The organism is Nocardiopsis chromatogenes YIM 90109, from assembly GCF_000341185.1.
Taxonomy (GTDB): domain Bacteria; phylum Actinomycetota; class Actinomycetes; order Streptosporangiales; family Streptosporangiaceae; genus Nocardiopsis_A; species Nocardiopsis_A chromatogenes.
Genome location: NZ_ANBH01000001.1, coordinates 16,653 through 32,393, shown reverse-complemented (window position 1 = coordinate 32,393; position 15,741 = coordinate 16,653). Strand labels below are relative to the sequence as shown.

10 protein-coding genes and 1 pseudogene are annotated in these 15,741 nt (G+C 73.5%); all 11 read right to left on the bottom strand.

Features of this window, described 5'->3' with window-relative positions; genetic code table 11:
- Nucleotides 1–955: 955 nt before the first annotated feature.
- Nucleotides 956–2,932: a glycoside hydrolase family 127 protein gene (locus D476_RS0100140; protein WP_017621959.1), complete on the bottom strand. Its 1,977-nt coding sequence runs from the start codon at nucleotides 2,930–2,932 to the stop codon at nucleotides 956–958.
- Nucleotides 2,933–2,993: 61 nt separating this feature from the next.
- Nucleotides 2,994–3,839, bottom strand: a complete 846-nt coding sequence (locus D476_RS0100135) for a carbohydrate ABC transporter permease (RefSeq protein WP_017621958.1) — start codon at nucleotides 3,837–3,839, stop codon at nucleotides 2,994–2,996.
- Complete coding sequence (locus D476_RS0100130; protein ID WP_017621957.1) at nucleotides 3,836–4,765, bottom strand: carbohydrate ABC transporter permease; 930 nt, start codon at nucleotides 4,763–4,765, stop codon at nucleotides 3,836–3,838. Before D476_RS0100130 ends, D476_RS0100135 begins: the two co-directional genes overlap by 4 nt.
- Nucleotides 4,766–4,767: 2 nt before the next feature.
- On the bottom strand, nucleotides 4,768–6,075 hold the full coding sequence (locus tag D476_RS0100125; RefSeq protein WP_017621956.1) for a sugar ABC transporter substrate-binding protein: 1,308 nt from the start codon (nucleotides 6,073–6,075) through the stop codon (nucleotides 4,768–4,770).
- 52 nt (nucleotides 6,076–6,127) lie between these two features.
- The gene (locus D476_RS0100120) at nucleotides 6,128–7,156 is read right to left on the bottom strand and encodes a LacI family DNA-binding transcriptional regulator (RefSeq protein ID WP_017621955.1); all 1,029 of its coding nucleotides are present in this window, start codon (nucleotides 7,154–7,156) and stop codon (nucleotides 6,128–6,130) included.
- 110 nt (nucleotides 7,157–7,266) lie between these two features.
- On the bottom strand, nucleotides 7,267–10,059 hold the full coding sequence (locus D476_RS0100115) for a carbohydrate-binding protein (protein WP_017621954.1): 2,793 nt from the start codon (nucleotides 10,057–10,059) through the stop codon (nucleotides 7,267–7,269).
- 517 nt (nucleotides 10,060–10,576) lie between these two features.
- The gene (locus tag D476_RS0100110; RefSeq protein ID WP_017621953.1) at nucleotides 10,577–11,140 is read right to left on the bottom strand and encodes a DUF2165 family protein; all 564 of its coding nucleotides are present in this window, start codon (nucleotides 11,138–11,140) and stop codon (nucleotides 10,577–10,579) included.
- 353 nt (nucleotides 11,141–11,493) lie between these two features.
- On the bottom strand, nucleotides 11,494–12,621 hold the full coding sequence (galK, locus tag D476_RS0100105; protein WP_026123085.1) for a galactokinase: 1,128 nt from the start codon (nucleotides 12,619–12,621) through the stop codon (nucleotides 11,494–11,496).
- 52 nt (nucleotides 12,622–12,673) lie between these two features.
- Nucleotides 12,674–13,639, bottom strand: coding sequence for a UDP-glucose 4-epimerase GalE (gene galE, locus D476_RS0100100; RefSeq protein ID WP_017621951.1), 966 nt, complete (start codon nucleotides 13,637–13,639; stop codon nucleotides 12,674–12,676).
- Nucleotides 13,640–13,718: 79 nt separating this feature from the next.
- A pseudogene (gene galT / locus D476_RS31650) lies at nucleotides 13,719–14,793 on the bottom strand (galactose-1-phosphate uridylyltransferase).
- A complete protein-coding gene (locus D476_RS31645) occupies nucleotides 14,790–15,620 on the bottom strand; it encodes a DeoR/GlpR family DNA-binding transcription regulator (RefSeq protein ID WP_017621950.1) in 831 nt (276 codons plus the stop codon). The pseudogene galT and the gene D476_RS31645 overlap by 4 nt, the downstream one beginning before the upstream one ends.
- Nucleotides 15,621–15,741 lie beyond the last annotated feature (121 nt).

Below are 15,741 nucleotides of genomic sequence, written 5' to 3'. Positions count from 1 at the left end.
GGGGAGGGGCCGCTCCGCCGCCTCGAAGGCGGGGCCGCCCGCTTCCGCGGCACCCGGCCCACGCCGGTGGGGGGTGTCGTAGAAGTGGCGGTCGACGTCGCAGAATGCGCCGTACCCCTTGATCACGGGGACTCCTCGGAGAGAGGGGGCCGATGGCGTGACCAAAGCTGGCACGCACGGATCGGCCGTGTCGACATCGTTCCGGGCCCATTTTTTTCAGGAATGCCTCCGATATGCGGACCTCGCCAGGTGACGGGCATTTCCGGTCGAATATGAGGGTTTTTTCACAGGTCGCCTCGGAGTGAACCCGTGCTTGCGGGAGGGGGAGGCGGCCGGTTCCTACTAGGAAGTTCGAGGGGGTGTCCGGCACGTCCGTAATGGCGCGAGTGTGAGATCTGCGCGGTTTGTGCGGTCCGTGCCTCTGCGTTGGTCTCGGGAAATTCGGCCCTACCCCGATCGCTAGAGCCCCGACTTCCCCGAGATCAACGACGACAGGGGCGGCGAAGGGTGCCCGGGTGCGTGTGATTCCGTGCCTGTGGGGCCGACGGCGGTCACAATCATGCAGGTGGGGCCGTCGTCTGTCGGTCCCGAAGACGTGATCAGGGGGGACCGATGGCGATTCGNCCGCTAGGCCCGCCGCGACCGGGGCGGCGGCCGCGTCCGACGGGGTGGTTACCGTGACCTGCTCGCGGATGGCCGACTTCTTCATTCCGATGAAGGAGTGTCTGGACGTGTGTGCGGAGAAGCAGGACGCTCCGGCGGTGAAGGTCACCGAATGCGTCAATGCGGACGGTGAGACCTTCACCTGTGACTGTGATGTCCTATAGGGGCGTTCGCGGAGCGGCACTGAGCGATTCACGGCGCCGCTGACCGGGGGCGGGGTAGTCGCGCCGACCCGCGTTGCTCTCGGGGATTTCGACGCTGTAATCGTATTTGCAGCGCCGTTTTCCCGAGATCAATACCGAGGGGATTCGGGGAGCGCGGGGAGCCATACACGCATGGCGGTCGGCCCCCGTTCGGCCCACTGGTGGTACGGCGTGAGGACGGCCTCCACGGAACCGCTTCCCGCGTCGGCGGCGGGACCGGGGGACCGGCCGTACGGCCACGCCCCGCCCCCACCCTCCCGCCCCCGCAGGGACCGCACCCGCACGCCCACCCGGCCGTCGTCCCGGTCCACCGGGACGGCCGACGTGTCGACCACAAGCCGGTCCAGTTCGGCGCCCACGGGCAGGTCGACGGACTCCGCGCAGTACACGAGCGGCCCGCGCTCCACCGCCACGCACCCGCGCACCGCGTCGATGCGCGGGTCCGGCCAGGTGAACCGCGGCCCCACCGGCAGGCGCAGCCGCACGACCTCCCCCCGGACGAACTCGCGCTCCACCACCGCCGCCCCCGTGGCCGCCCCGCGGCTGCGCCCTCCCTCCTCCAGGACCGCCCCCGCGGCCCAGGACGGGACGCGCAGCCGCAGCACCGCCGCCCCCTCCGGAGGGTCGGTCACCCGCACCGCCACCTCCCCGTCAGCGGGGTAGCCGGTCTCCACCTCGACCCCGAACACGCGTCCGTCGCCCAGCTCCGCGCGGATCCGCGCGTTCGCGTACTGGAGTATTGTCAGCTCCCGCCGCCCCGCGGCGGCCGCGTAGGTGTGCCAGACGGCGAGCGTGCGCGCGAGGTTCGTCGGGCAGCACGACACGTCGAACCACGGCGCCCGCACCCCCGTCTCGGCCCTCGGACTCACCTCCCCGCCGCCGCCCGCCGCCCCGGCGACGCGCTGGTGCAGCGGGTTGGCGTAGAAGAACGCCCGCCCGTCGGACGAGGGCGCCGCCGCCACCACGTTGTACAGCGTGCGCTCCATCAGGTCGGCGTAGCGCATGTCCCCGCTCGCCAGGAACAGCCGCCACGACACCATCACCGACGCGATACCGGCGCAGCTCTCGCAATAGGCGCGGTCGGCGGGCAGCTCCCAGTCCTCGCCGAACCCCTCGTCCTGGTGGCGCGACCCCATGCCGCCGGTGAGGTAGGTGCGGCGCTCGACCGTGCGCGCCCACTGCCGCTCGACCGCGTCCCGCAGCCCGCCGTCGCCCTGCTCGGCCGCCACGTCCGCGGCGGCCGCCGCCAGGTACAGGGCGCGCACCGCGTGGCCCCGCCACACCTCCGCCTCCCGGACGGGGACGTCGTCCTGGAAGTAGGCCGGGCCCGACGGCACCCGGTCGCCCCGCAGCGCCCCCCGCCCCCGCCGGTCCAGGAACAGCCGCGCCTGCGCGATGTAGCGCTCCTCGCCCAGTGCCCGGCCCAGCTCCACCAGGCCCAGTTCGATCTCCGGGTGCCCGCCGACCCCCGGCCCGGCGTCCGCCCCGCGCTCCGGCCCGAACACGGCGCACACCTGGTCGGCGGCCCGGCGGGCGATCGTGGTCAGCGGGTCGGGGCCGACCGTGCGCAGCCGGGCCACCGCCGCCTGCAGCAGGTGCCCGGTGCAGTACAGCTCGTGCCCGGTCTCCAGGTCGCTGTAGCGGGGCGGCCTGCCCGGGTGCCCGAAACAGGTGTTGAGGTAGCCGTCGGCGTCCTGCGCCGGGGCGATGCGCGCGGTCAGGCGGCGCACCGCCCGGTCCGCCCCCGGGTCGCCGGAGCGCCCGTACTCCCAGGCCGCGGCCTCCAGCAGCTTGTAGACCTCGGAGTCGGAGAAGGACCACCCCGGCCGGTCCGGCCCGGTGGTGCCCGCGGCGGCCCGGTCGAAGTTGGCCAGCCACCCCAGGCGCTCCATCCACGCCTCGCAGTGGCCGAGTGTCGCGGCCGCGTTGGTGCGCTGCATCGTCTCCCAGAACCCGGGCCCGAGCGCGATCTCGCCCAGGCCCAGCGGGCGGTGGAGGCTCCGGGACGGGACGACCGGGCGCCCGCCCCACGGATCGGTCGGCGCGGTCGGCTCGTGGACGGTCACACGTGCTCCTCACGGGAGGGGACGGAAGGGGACGGACGGGCGGGGGACGGAATCGGCGGACTCATTTGACCGCCCCCGCCGTCACCCCGCCGGCCACGTACCGCTGCGCTGCGACCAGCAGCACCCCGGCGGGCACCGAGGCCACGACGGCGGTGGCCATGATGGCGTTCCACTGGGTCGTGTTGTTGCCGATGTAGTCGTAGATGCCGAGCGTGATCGGGACGTGGTCGCCGTTGCGGGCGAGAGTGGAGGCGAAGATGAAGTCCGACCACGCCCACAGGAAGGCGAACAGCGACACGGTGATGATCGCGTTGCGGCTGACCGGGAGCACGATCGACACGAACGTGCGCCACACCCCGGCGCCGTCCACCTTCGCCGCCTGCAGGACCTCCTCCGGAAGCGTGGACATGAACGCGGTGAAGAGCATGACGCCGAAGGGCACGGCGATCGTGGAGTCGGCCACCACCAGCCCCCACACCGTGTTCAGCCACCCCAGGCGCACGTAGGCGGCGTACAGCCCCATCGCCATGACGACGCCGGGGATCATCTGCGCCACCAGGAGCAGGAAGCCGATCGCGCCCGCCCCCGGCGTGCGCAGGCGCGCCAGCGCGTACCCGGCCGGGGCGGCCACGGCCAGCGTCAGCGCCACGCACCCCAGCCCGATGAGCAGGCTGGTCGCCAGGTTGGGCAGCTGGTCCCCGAGCACCGCGGCGTACCCGTCGAGCGTGGGCTCCTTCGGATACCAGTGCGGGGGCGAGGCCCGCAGGTTCGCGGTCTCGGTCAGGGAGACGTTGAGCATCCAGTAGGCGGGGAAGAGCATGGCCGCGGTGAACACCAGGCCGAGCGCGGTCTTCAACCGGGGGCGCTGCCGCCGCATGGGCCGCCGCCGCGCGGAGAACCGGGTCATGGGCGGGCCTCCCGGCGCCTCAGGTACACGTACACCAGCCCGGCGGCCAGGGCCATGAGGATGAGCAGGTCGCCCACGGCCGCCGCCTCGGACAGGTCCGGCCGCCCGGTGCCGAACGCGGCGCGGTAGGACCAGATCGCCAGGGTGGTCGAGGAGTCCCCGGGCCCGCCCCGCGTCATGATCCAGATGACGTCGACCACCTTGAGCGTGTAGACGAGCCCGAGCAGCAGGGTGACCGCCGAGACCGGCCGCAGCTGCGGCAGCGTGATGTGCACGAACCGCTGCCAGGCGCCCGCACCGTCCAGCTGCGCCGCCTCGTACAGCTCCCCGGGGATGTTCTGCAGCCCGGAGTAGAGGATCACCAGGTTGAACGGGATGCCCAGCCAGATGTTGGCGACGATCACCGACACCAGCGCCCACCCGGGCGAGGTGAGCCAGTCGACCGGGCCCAGCCCGACGGCGCCCAGCACCGCGTTGACGATGCCGTTCTCGCTGTTGAGCATCCATGCCCAGGTCGAGGCCGACACGATCATCGGCAGCAGCCACGGGGTCAGGAACAGCGCCCGCAGCACCGGGGACAGCGGGAAGCTCCCCCGGAAGAACACCGCCAGCGCCAGCCCCAGGCCGTACTGCACCGCGATCGACACCAGCGTGAACACGGCCGTGTTGGCCACCGCCGGGAGGAAGGCGTCGGAGGTGAGGACCTCGCGCAGGACCGCGGTGCCCACGAACTCCGGGTCGCCCTGGATGAACGCCCGCGGCGTGTAGTCGTGCAGGCTGAGGTCGATGTTCCGGTAGAGCGGATAGGCGTAGAAGGCCGCCAGGTAGGCGATGAGCGGGGCCGCGAACGCGGCGGCCGCCCACCGGCGGGGGCCCGGCGCCCCGCGCCGGGCCCCCGCCCGGGTGCGCGGTGTCGGTGGTGCCATGCTCAGCCGCCGTCCGCTTCGCTCTGCACCTCACTCTGCGCGTCCCGCAGCGCCTGCTCCGCGTCGGCCGTGCCGCTCAGCGTCCCCTGCACCGCGCCCCACAGCGCCTCGGAGATGGGCGGGTACCCGGTCCCGAGCCCGTCGCCGGTGCGTCCCCGCGCGTTGCGCACCGCATCCACCCAGGGCTCCAGGTCCGGGTCCTCCTCCAGCAGCGCCTCCTGGCCGGCCTGCGTGGGCGGGATGTAGTAGGCGAAGGTGGTGGCCGTCTCCACCAGCCCCTCCGGGGTGGTCATGCACTCCGCGATCCGGGTGGTGACCTCGTAGCGCTCCGGGTCGGACTGCACCGGCGCGGTGATGAACTCGCCGCCGGTGGGCGTGGGGGCGGCCCCGCCGTCCCGGCCCGGCAGCGGGATGACCCCCACCGGGAAGTCGGCCGCCTCGGCGCTGTCCACCTGCCAGGTCCCGTTCTCGGCGAAGGCGAACTCGCCGGTCAGGAACTCCTCCCAGACGGTGTTCTGGGAGTTGTCGATGACCGAGTTGGGCGCGTACCCGTCGTCCAGCCAGCCCTGCCACAGCTCCAGGGCCTCCACCGCCTCGGGCGAGTCGAGGTCGCGCAGGTCGGCCCCGGCGCCCCAGAACCACGGCAGGAACTGGAACGACCCCTCCTCGGTGCCGATCCCGGCGAACGTGATGCCGCCGTGGCCCTCGTCGGCCACCTGCTCCAGGGCTCCGGTGAGCGACGCCCAGTCGGTGATCGACTCCGGGTCCACCCCGGCCTCGTCGAGGATGTCGGCGTTGTAGTACAGCGCCAGCGTGTTCGCGCCGATCGGGACGCCGTAGGCCTCGCCGTCCACCACCCCGGCGGCCAGCAGGTTCTCGTCGATGTCCGAGGTGTCCAGGCCGAACTCGCCCATCGTGGTGAGCATCCCGGCGTCGGCCAGCGTGGACACGGCCGGGTTGTCCAGCAGGATCACGTCGGGCGGGGTGCCCTCCTGGGCGGCCAGCAGCGCCTGGTTGGTCAGCGCGGTGGTGTCGTAGGCGGTGCGCTCGATCGTCACGCCCGCCTCGGTGCCGCACTCCTGGACCCGCCGCTCCCAGTCGGAGCCGTCGGCGTGCTGGGGGTAGGGGTCCCACCAGGTGTAGACGTCGTCGTCGGCGCCGCCGCCGGACGCGGAACAGGCGGTGCCCGCGGCCGCGACGGCCAGGGCGGCGCCGGCGGCGCACAGCGCGCGCACGGCGCGGGGACGCGTCCCCTGGGGGAGCACCGACCGGGCACGCGCGGACGGGTCGGACAGGGGCGGACGGAACATCGGGACCTCCTTGGTGCGCCGCTCGCGGCGGGGGCGTCGGATCGGGGCCGGGTCAGCGGCCGCGCGGGCCCGGGGGCGCCGTGCTTCCGCGGTCGACCAGCTCGGGGGAGAGGAACCGCACCACGTGCGGCTTCTCCCGCCCCTCGGGGGACTCGATCCGGCGCACCAGGTGGCGCACCGCCATGTTCCCCAGCCGGTCGGGGGCGCTCTCGATGGATGAGTAGGACAGGGAGAACGTGCGCGCGAACTCGTCGGAGTACCGGCCGATGACGGACAGGTCGTCCGGCACGGACAGGCCGCGCGCGTGCAGTACGGAGGGGAGCGCCGCCGCGGCGGCCTCGTTGTTCAGCAGCAGGCCGGTCGCGGATGGGTGGTCGTCGAGCAGGCGGTGCAGCGTGGCGCCGATCGCGGGCTGCCCGGACTCCCCGGAGACCGCGTGCAGCCGCACGCCGCGCAGCCGGGCCTGCTCCAGCGCGGCGTCGCGCAGCCGCCACATGTAGGCGCCGCCGCGCTCGGCGACGTGCTCGGGCTGGGAGACGAGGATCAGCTCGCGGTGCCCGAGCCGGTGCATGCGCTCCACCATCACCCGCCCGGCCTCCTCGAAGTCGAGGTCGAACACGTCCAGGCCGGAGCAGTCGCCGGGCAGGCCCACCAGCGCGCCGGGCTGGGACGCCTCCCGCAGCGCGGGCAGCCGGACGTCGTCGTGGGCCACGTTCAGCAGCACGACGCCGTCGACCATCCTGGAGCCGGTGATGCGGCGCAGCGCCCGCACCCCGTCGGCCTCGGTGACGAGCAAGGTGTCGTAGCCCAGCTCGCGGGCGGTGTCGGAGACGCCGAGGATGTACTGCATCATCGCCGGGGCGAACTCGTCCTCCAGGAAACGTGCGAGCAGGCCGATCACCATCGTCTGCGACGTGGCCAGGGCCCGGGCCCCGGCGTTGGGCGTGTAGCCCAGCCGGTGCACGGCCTCATTCACCCTCCGGCGCACCTCCTCGGAGACGGACCTCTTTCCGGACAGGGCGTAAGAGGCGGTGCTGCGGGAGACTCCGGCGGCTGCGGCCACGTCACCGATGGTGGGCAACGGCTTCTCCTCGGGGTGTCGTTCGGATCTCGTCGATGGGGCCGGTCGGCGGCCCACCCGCGACGCGCCCGCGCGCGGACGGTCGGGGACGGGCGCCGACCGGCGGGGCGTCAGGACCGGTCCAGGCGCCCGCTGGTGTACTCGGAGACCGTGACGGCGTCGATCACCGGCGCGTACGGGGACCGCAGCAGGTAGTCCGGCCAGGTGTCCGACGCGTAGGTCTCACCGTCGAAGTTGGGCTGCTCCTCAGAGGAGAAGGCGATGGTGTTCGTCCCCTCCTCCAGCTCCATCGGCACGGTCAGCTCCCAGAAGTTGTTCTCGTGGAAGGACGGCGGGAACAGCACCGGCCGCTCCTGGCCCCCGTTGACCGACACGTCGGCGCGCCGCGCCATCGGGTTGGGGTTGTAGTGGGAGGCGGCCGAAGTGGCGGGGTTGGCGTAGCGGATCCGCACGGCGAAGGTGCCCGCGTGCGGCGCCTCCACGTCGAAGGTCAGCGTGTTGCCGTTGCCGGGGTCGCCGCCGATGCCGTCGACCGCCGCCCCGCCGTCGGCCAGGGACAGCTCGGCGGTGTGCGCCTCACCGGCCGCCCGGGCGCCCTCGGCCTGGTAGGTGGCGGCCGACAGCTCCTCGCCGCCGGGCGTGACGCCGATGCGGTCGATCAGCGGGGCGCCCCCGGCCCCGGTCACGGTGACCTTGTTGATCCCGCCGGACAGCGCCACCGCCGCCGAGGACGGGGAGTCGCCGGTGGGCAGCGCCGGGACGCCGTTGACCTCGACGTCGGCGGTGCCCCCGCCGAGCGTGTGCACGTCCAGGAGCGACTCGGCGTCGCGCTCCGAGTGCACCCAGAACGTCACCGACTCGCCGTGCCGCACCCGCACCGCGCCCGACCCGGACGCCTTCGCCGCGTCTCCGCCGAACACCGGCGCGGCGCCGTCCAGCTCGGCCGTCTCGGCCTCGTAGACGGACGTGGCCGCCTCGGGGCCGGGCAGCTCCAGGGTGATGCGGTCGATGATCGCGTCGCCGCGCGTCTCGCCCGATCCGTCGAGGCTCTGCGCGGCGAGGCTGATGGTGTGCTCGCCCTTCTCCAGCTCCACGGTGGTGCGGGTGTGGTCCCAGACCACCCACTTGTAGCCGAGCGGCAGGAAGAGCTCCTGCTCGGCCTCGCCGTCGACGCGCAGGAACACGTTGGTCGGGCCCTGGTCGGCGACCAGGTCGTCGAGGTAGCGGGAGTTGGCGAAGACGCTCAGGTCGTAGGTGCCGTCCTCGGGCACGTCGACCGTGAAGTCCAGGACGCCGTCCGACCCGGTGCGCAGGCCCCCGACGTTGTACCCGCCGGAGGTGTAGAACTTCGACACGTCGTCCGGCGACCCCTCCGGGCCGTTGAGGCTGTACCCGCCGCCGGTGTACTCGGCGTCCTCGGCCTCGAACGACCCCTCCCACAGGTTGGGCGGGGTCTGCCGGGAGCCGTCGCCCCCGGCCGGGGTCAGCACGACCTCGTAGGCGGACGACTCCTTCAGGCCGGGCAGCGCGTCGCCGAAGTCGAAGGCGACGGAGCCGTCCTCGACCTCCAGCGCCTCCTCGGACAGCAGCCGGGGCGGGCCGGAGTCGCCGAGCTGGCCGGTCCAGGGGATCTCCCGCACCCAGGCGTGGACGGCGCCGCCGAACACGTCCTCGGGAACGCCGGTGAACTCCACGCGCGCGGCCCCGTCCGAGCCGCCGAACAGCGCGGTGGCGCGGGACCGGTCCGGGTCGAGCGAGGCGACGCCCTGGAGGGTGTAGTTCTCACCGGGGCGGGGCGGGGTGACCTCGACGGTGTGCCCGGTCATCCGGCTGTAGGAGTTGAACAGCCACCACTGGCCGTTGCCGCGGTTGGCCTCCACGGCCGAGTCGGACAGGTTGCCGTTCATGTTCCAGAAGGCCATCATCGCGTCGACCTTCGACTCCTCGATGGCCGACACCCACTGGACCATCTGGCCGGGCACCGAGGTGTGGTAGTTGAAGGCGTACTCGTTGAGGTTGACGGGAAGCGCGGTGCCCTCGTGGCCGGTCCCGGCGAAGACCTCCTCCTCCCACTGCCGGTAGCGGGCGACCGAATCGCGGATGTTCTGCGGGTGGCTCAGCTCGTGCCAGGTGATGATGTCGGGGACCGTGTCGGCCTCGACGGTGTGCTCCATGAAGCCCTTGACCTGGTCGTACAGGATGCTCGTGTTCGGTCCGGCCACGCGCAGGCCGGGCACCTTCTCCTTGGCCATCGCATAGGCCCGGTCCCAGGCGCGGAAGTAGTCGTCCGGGTCGTCGAGCCAGCTCGTCCCGTCGTAGCTCCACTCGCCGGTGCCGAACATGTTGCCCTCGGGCTCGTTGAAGGGCTCGAAGACGAGGCGCTCCCGGTACTCGGGGTCGAGCCGGGAGATCTGGTCGAGCTGGGTCTCCATCACCTCCATGTAGCCGTCGAGCCGCTCGTCGGGCGTATCGCCCGGCCACTGGTAGGGGAAGCCGCGGTAGTAGTCGGTGGCGCGGATGTAGATGTCGCCGCCGGTGGCGTCGGCGAGCGGGGCGACGACCTCCAACGCGTCGGAGCCGGGGTGCTGCGCCCCGTCCTGGCCTTTGCTGGACACGGTGCGCACGCCCATGCCCTCGATGATGTTGGCGCTGGGCACGCCGGGGCCGTACAGGCCGTACAGCGACCCGGAGGCGCCGCCGTGGAAGGCGCCGGTGTCGGTGGACAGGTCGACGGTGAGCCGTTCGTCGGCCACGGAGGCCTCCGCGGTCTCGGCGGTCGGGGAGGGGGCGGCGGCCGCGGGGGCGGCCGTGAGGGACAGGGGAGCGGCGAGGAGCCCGGCGAGGAGGGCCGAGGCCGCGCGCGTGTGCAGGGGGTGGGGGATGCGGGTCCGTGCTCGGTGCATGGGGTGCGTCTCCTGGCTCGTCGCCCACGCGGGATCCCCGCGCGGGCAGGGGGTCGGCGGCCGGAGTTGGCAGGGATCGGTGTCGGCTTCGGGAGAGGGGGTGTCGAACCGGTTCGACAGCGGCGTCGCTGCACCGGATGCGGATTCCGGGGGTGTCAGAGGGGGGCGGGTTCTGTCGTGCATGCGATTGTTAGCGTTCACAAGCCGGGGCGCAACCCCCCATCAGCCACCTTTTCCGGAGCCACAGGAGCGGGCCACCGACGGGCCGCCGAACACGGTCCCCGAGCCCCGAGGTCAATGGGCTAACCGGTTCGACAGCATTGTTGCTCGGGCAAGGGGCGGCTGGTGCCCCGCTCACGGCCCCGGCCGGGCGGAGGGGCGGCGGAGTGCCGGGGGCGGCGACGATCAAGGAGGCGGTCTCACCTGCAGCTCGGGTGGTGCAGGCACCGTCCTCGGTGGCCGCGGGCCGCCCGGAAATCGGGTGTCCCGGGCATAATGCCGACAGGGTGCCCGAGGCTCAATCGGCTCCGTCGTTGCGCATGGTCACGAACACCAGCACGAGCACCAGGTAGGTGGTGATCCTGTCGGCGGCCGGGACGCCGTTCCACGCAGGGCTCATCCACATGGCGAACCACTCCCCGCCGATGGTCTGGAACCCGGTGAACCAGAGCAGGATCCCGGCCAGCAGGCCGACCAGGCCCCAGGTCTTGGCCGCGTTGAAGTCCCGGTCCGCCCCTCGCAGCGACCGGGCCGTGCGCCAGGCGCCGATGCCGCAGGCGACGGCGGTGAACAGTTCGGCGGCGATGATCACGATGTAGGCGGCGTGGTGCAGGACCGGCGAGGTCACTGCCCGGTAGTCGGTCCGGCTCAGCTCGTCGAGTCCCGGATCGTGGGAGTCCATGGACAGCACCCGGGCGACGAACTCGAAGTTCACCGCGTAGTCGGTGACGTTGCCGAAGACGACGAGGAGGAAGAACAGCGAGACGGAGCCGAGCACGGCCGCTTTGGCGGCCCGGAGCACAAGGACGTACCTGGTCGGGGCCTTCTCCGCCGAGGGTGCGCCGCCGTCGCCCGCTGCCATGGTTCCTCCCGCCGGTCGGTATCGCCGACCGTGTCCCTGCCCGCACCGAGGGTCGCCGAACCGGTCCGGAGGGGCCCGGATCCGGCCCCCGCCGCCGCCGGTGGGCCCACCGGTCCGAGGGAGGAGCGGCCTACGGGGCGGCCGGGCGCCGTACCGGTCCGCCCCGGTCGAGAGGGGGCGCCCCTTAGGGCGTGTTTTTCGGACCAGGCCCTACTGCGCGGCGCCCGGGCACGCCCCTCGCCGCGTTCTCATCGGCCGACAGCGCACCCAGGCCGTCTCCTCCTGCTTTTCGGGAGCACAGCGGACTATGACACCGCCGGCGCCTTCTACGGACCTGAGCCAAGCGACACGCCCTAGCGCAGCCTCCGCGCCCCCGCCGACGGGGCGGCCTCGAACAGGGACGGCGCCGCGAAACCCTCCTCCCGGTACGCCTCCTCCACCGCCCTGCCGCACGCCTCCACGCGCTCGCGCTCGACCAGGGCGATCACGCATCCCCCGAAACCCCCGCCGGTGATCCGCGCCCCCAGCGCCCCGGCCGACAGCAGTGCCCGCACCGCCGTGTCCACCTCCGGGACGGTCACCTCGTAGTCGTCGCGCAACGACATGTGCGACGCGGTCAGCAGCGGCCCAACGTCGCGCAGGCGGCCGGCGCGCAGGTGGTCCACGGTGTCCAGGACCCGCCCGTTCTCGGTCACCACGTGGCGCACCCGGCGGCGGAGCTCCGAGGAGGCCAGCGCCGCCAAGGCCGCCTCCAGGTCCGTGACGTCGCGCAGCGCCGCCACACCCAGCTCCTTCGCCGCCTCCTGGCAGGCCCGGTGGCGGTCGGCGTAGTGCCCCTCCACCAGCCGGTGCGGCGCGCGGGTGTCGACCACCAGCACCGTCATCCCCTGCCGGTCCGGGGCGAAGGGCACCTGCTCGGTCTCCATGGTCCGGGTGTCCATGAACAGCGCGTGCCCCTCGGCCGACAGCATCGACGCCGACTGGTCCAGCACCCCGCACGGCATGCCGACGAAGTCGTTCTCCACCCGCCGCGCCATCCGGATGACCTGGGACGCCGACGGGTCGGCCCCGTGCACGGCGGCGCCCGCCATGACCGCCGCGCAGCTCAGCGCCGCCGACGAGGACAGGCCCGCGCCGCTCGGGATGGCGCTGTCCACCAGCAGGTCCAGCCCGTCCACCCGGTACCCCTCCTGCCGGAGGACCCACAGGGCCCCCGCGGGGTAGGCCGCCCAGCCCTCGACCGACCCCGGGGCCAGGTCGGCGACGCCGAACCCGTCCCCCTCGGGCGCCTGCAGCGACCGCAGGCGCACCGCCCCGTCCGCGCGCGGAGCCGCCGCGGCGTGCAGCGTGTGGGGGAGCGCGAACGGCAGCACGAAGCCGTCGCTGTAGTCGGTGTGCTCGCCGATGAGGTTGATCCGCCCCGGCGCGGCCCACACCCCCTCGGGGTCGTATCCGAAGGTACGGGTGAAGACCTCCGCCATCCGGGAGGCCGTGTCGGCCGCCCGCGCCGCATGTGCCGACCCGCCTGCCGCCTCAGCCATGCTCCGCCTCCCCGGCCAGGAAGAACTCCCAGGCGTCGGTCACGGTCTCCTCCAGTGTCCGCTCCGGCCTCCAGCCCAGCTCCTCGCGGGCCCGGTCGTTGGCGGCGACCAGCACCGCCGGGTCCCCGGCGCGGCGCGGGCGGTCCTCGGCCGGGACCTCGCGCCCGGTCACCTTCCGGACGGTGTCGATCACCTCGCGCACGCTGCTCCCGCCGCCGGTGCCGAGGTTGTACACCCGGTGCGTCCCCGGCCCGACCGCATCCAGCGCCCGCAGGTGCGCGTCGGCCAGGTCGGCCACGTGCAGGTAGTCGCGCACGGCCGTGCCGTCCTCGGTGGGGTAGTCGGTCCCGAACACCCGCGCGTACTCGTCCTGCCCGGCCGCCGCCTTCAGCAGGTTCGGCACCAGGTGCGTCTCGGTCGCGTGCCGTTCCCCGAACCCCAGGTGGGCCCCGGCGACGTTGAAGTACCGCAGGCTCACCGCCCCCAGCCCGTAGGCGCGCGCCCAGGAGGCGAGCAGGTGGTCGGCGGCCAGCTTGGTGGCGCCGTAGGGGTTGGTCGGCACCGCCGGGTCGGTCTCGCGCAGCGGCGCGCCGGAGGCGGGCTCGCCGTAGGCGGCGGCGCTGGAGGAGAAGACCATGCGGCGCACCCCGTGCCGCACCGCCGCCCGGGCGAGGGCGAGGGTGCCGCCGACGTTGGTGTGCCAGTACTCCTCCGGGTCCTCGACCGACCGTCCGACCAGGGACTTTCCGGCGAAGTGCAGGATGGCGCCGGTGTCGGGGTCCAGGACGTCGGCCGCGTCGTGCAGGTCGGCCCGGACCAGGTGCGCCCCTTCCGGGACGGCGTCCCGGTGCCCGGTCGACAGGTCGTCGAGCACGGTCACCTCGTGGCCCGCGTCGAGCAGCAGGGCGGTCACGACGCTGCCGATGTATCCGGCGCCGCCGGTGACGAGCAGTTTCACACGGGCCTCCGGGGAGTTCGGGGGAGGAAGGCGGGACGACCAGGGGAGAGGGGAAGGGGGCGGGGCGGGGACGGCGGCCTCACGGCGCCGCCGCCCGCAGCCGCTCGGCGACGGCCTCCGGCGCCACGTCGCTGATGAAGACCCCCATTCCGGACTCGGTCCCGGCCAGGTANGCCGGCCCCCCGCCGCACCGAGAACAGCTCCAGGTGCAGCCGGGCCAGGTCGCGCCCCTCGCGCACCGGCGCCTGGTGCCAGGCCGAGATGTAGGGCAGCGGCACCCCGTAGAGCGCGTCGAAGCGGCCCAGCACGTCCAGGTAGATCCCGGCGAGGTCGCGGCGCTCCTCGTCGGTGAGGGCGGGCAGGTCGGGCACGGCCCGGTGCGGGTACAGGTGCACCTCCACCGGCCAGCGGGCCGCCGCCGGGACGAAGGCGGTCCAGTGATCGGTGCGGGCCACCACCCGGTGGCCGGCCTTCTGCTCGGCGTGCAGCACGTCGGCGAACAGGTCCCCGCCGGTGCGCGTGCGGTACTCGGCGGCCGAGTCGAGCATGCGCCGGGTGCGCGGGGTGACGAACGGCAGGGCGTAGATCTGCCCGTGCGGGTGGTGCAGGGTCACCCCGATCTCCCGGCCCCGGTTCTCGAAGCAGTACACCTGCTCCACGCCGGGAAGCGCGGACAGCTCCCGGGTGCGGTCCACCCAGGCCTCCACCACCGTCTCCGCCCGTCCGGGCCCCAGGTCGACGAAGGAGGCGTCGTGGTCGGAGCCGAAGACCAGCACCTCGCACCGGCCCGCGCCGACCCGGCGGGTGTGCTCCAGCTCCCCGACGTCCTCCAGCACCCGCCCGTCGTCGGCGACCAGGGAGGGGAAGCGGTTCTCGAAGGCCACCACGTCGTAGGAGGAGGCGGGGATCTCGGTGCTGCGCCCGCCCCCGGAGGGGCACAGCGGGCAGTCGTCGCTGGGCGGCAGGTGGGTGCGGCCCTGGCGGTGCGAGGCGACCACCACCCACTCGCGCAGCAGCGGGTCGAACCGCATCTCCGAGCCCGTGGCCGACGGCGGCAGGTCGCGCGGGTCGGGGGCGGGGTCGCGGGGCGCGTCCCCCTCGTCGAAGTAGATGATCTCGCGTCCGTCCGCCAGGCGTGCGGCGGTCCTGATCATGCGTCCTCCCCGTCGGATGCCCCATCGGTCGCTTCGCCGTCCGGACGGTCGCCGCCGACGTCGGCGACCACCAGGCGCCCGACGCGCTCGGCCAGCGCCGCGCGGGCCTCGGCGTCCAGCCCGTCGTCGGTCACCAGTACGTCGCACCGCTCCAGCGGGGCGATGGTGCTGATGCCCACCGTCCCCCACTTGGTGTGGTCGGCGGCCACCACCAGGCGCCCGGCCGCCTCCACCAGCGCCCGGTCGGTCTCGGACTCCATCAGGTTGGGGGTGGTGAACCCGGCCCGCTCCTGCATGCCGTGCACCCCCAGCACCAGGGTGTCCAGGTTGAGGCCGCGGATGGAGGCCAGCGCCAGCGGCCCCACGAGGGCGTCGGAGGGGGTGCGGAACCCGCCGGTGAGCGCCACCGTCCGGTCGGGGCGGGGGGACTCGTGGAACACCTCGGCCACCCGCAGCGAGTTGGTGACCACGGTCAGGCCGGGTACCGCCGTCAGGTGCTCGGCGACGGCGGCCGTGGTGGTGCCCGCGGACAGGCCCACGGCGGTGTGCGGCTCGACCAGGTCGGCGACGGCGCGCGCCACGGCCCGCTTCTCGGCGGCCTGCCGGGTGGACTTGGCCTCGAAGCCGGGCTCCTCGGTGCGCGGCCCGTCCGGGGCGACCGCGCCGCCGTGCACCTTGCGCAGGGCGCCGCGGGCGGCCAGCGCGTCCAGGTCGCGGCGCACGGTCATGTCCGACACCGCCAGGCTCTCCACGAGCTCGGCGACCCGGACGGCCCCCGTGTGCCGCAGCCGGTCGAGGATCAGCTCCTGCCGTTGCGCGGCCAGCATCCGCCCCCCTGTGTGATCGAAGTTGTCGGATCTTGTTGGAATCACTGTCCTGTAGGCGCCCGGTCGGTGTCAATGTTCGCGAAGGGCGGCGTCGGATCAGGGGACCACTGCGGAAATTTGT

Coding starts and splice junctions, on each gene's coding strand:
- galK (WP_026123085.1), bottom strand. CDS start 12,621: ATGGCGGAGGTCTTCACCCGTACCTTCGGATACGACCCCGAGGGGGTG.
- D476_RS0100110 (WP_017621953.1), bottom strand. CDS start 11,140: ATGGCAGCGGGCGACGGCGGCGCACCCTCGGCGGAGAAGGCCCCGACC.
- D476_RS0100115 (WP_017621954.1), bottom strand. CDS start 10,059: ATGCACCGAGCACGGACCCGCATCCCCCACCCCCTGCACACGCGCGCG.
- D476_RS0100125 (WP_017621956.1), bottom strand. CDS start 6,075: ATGTTCCGTCCGCCCCTGTCCGACCCGTCCGCGCGTGCCCGGTCGGTG.
- D476_RS0100130 (WP_017621957.1), bottom strand. CDS start 4,765: ATGGCACCACCGACACCGCGCACCCGGGCGGGGGCCCGGCGCGGGGCG.
- D476_RS0100135 (WP_017621958.1), bottom strand. CDS start 3,839: ATGACCCGGTTCTCCGCGCGGCGGCGGCCCATGCGGCGGCAGCGCCCC.
- D476_RS31645 (WP_017621950.1), bottom strand. CDS start 15,620: ATGCTGGCCGCGCAACGGCAGGAGCTGATCCTCGACCGGCTGCGGCAC.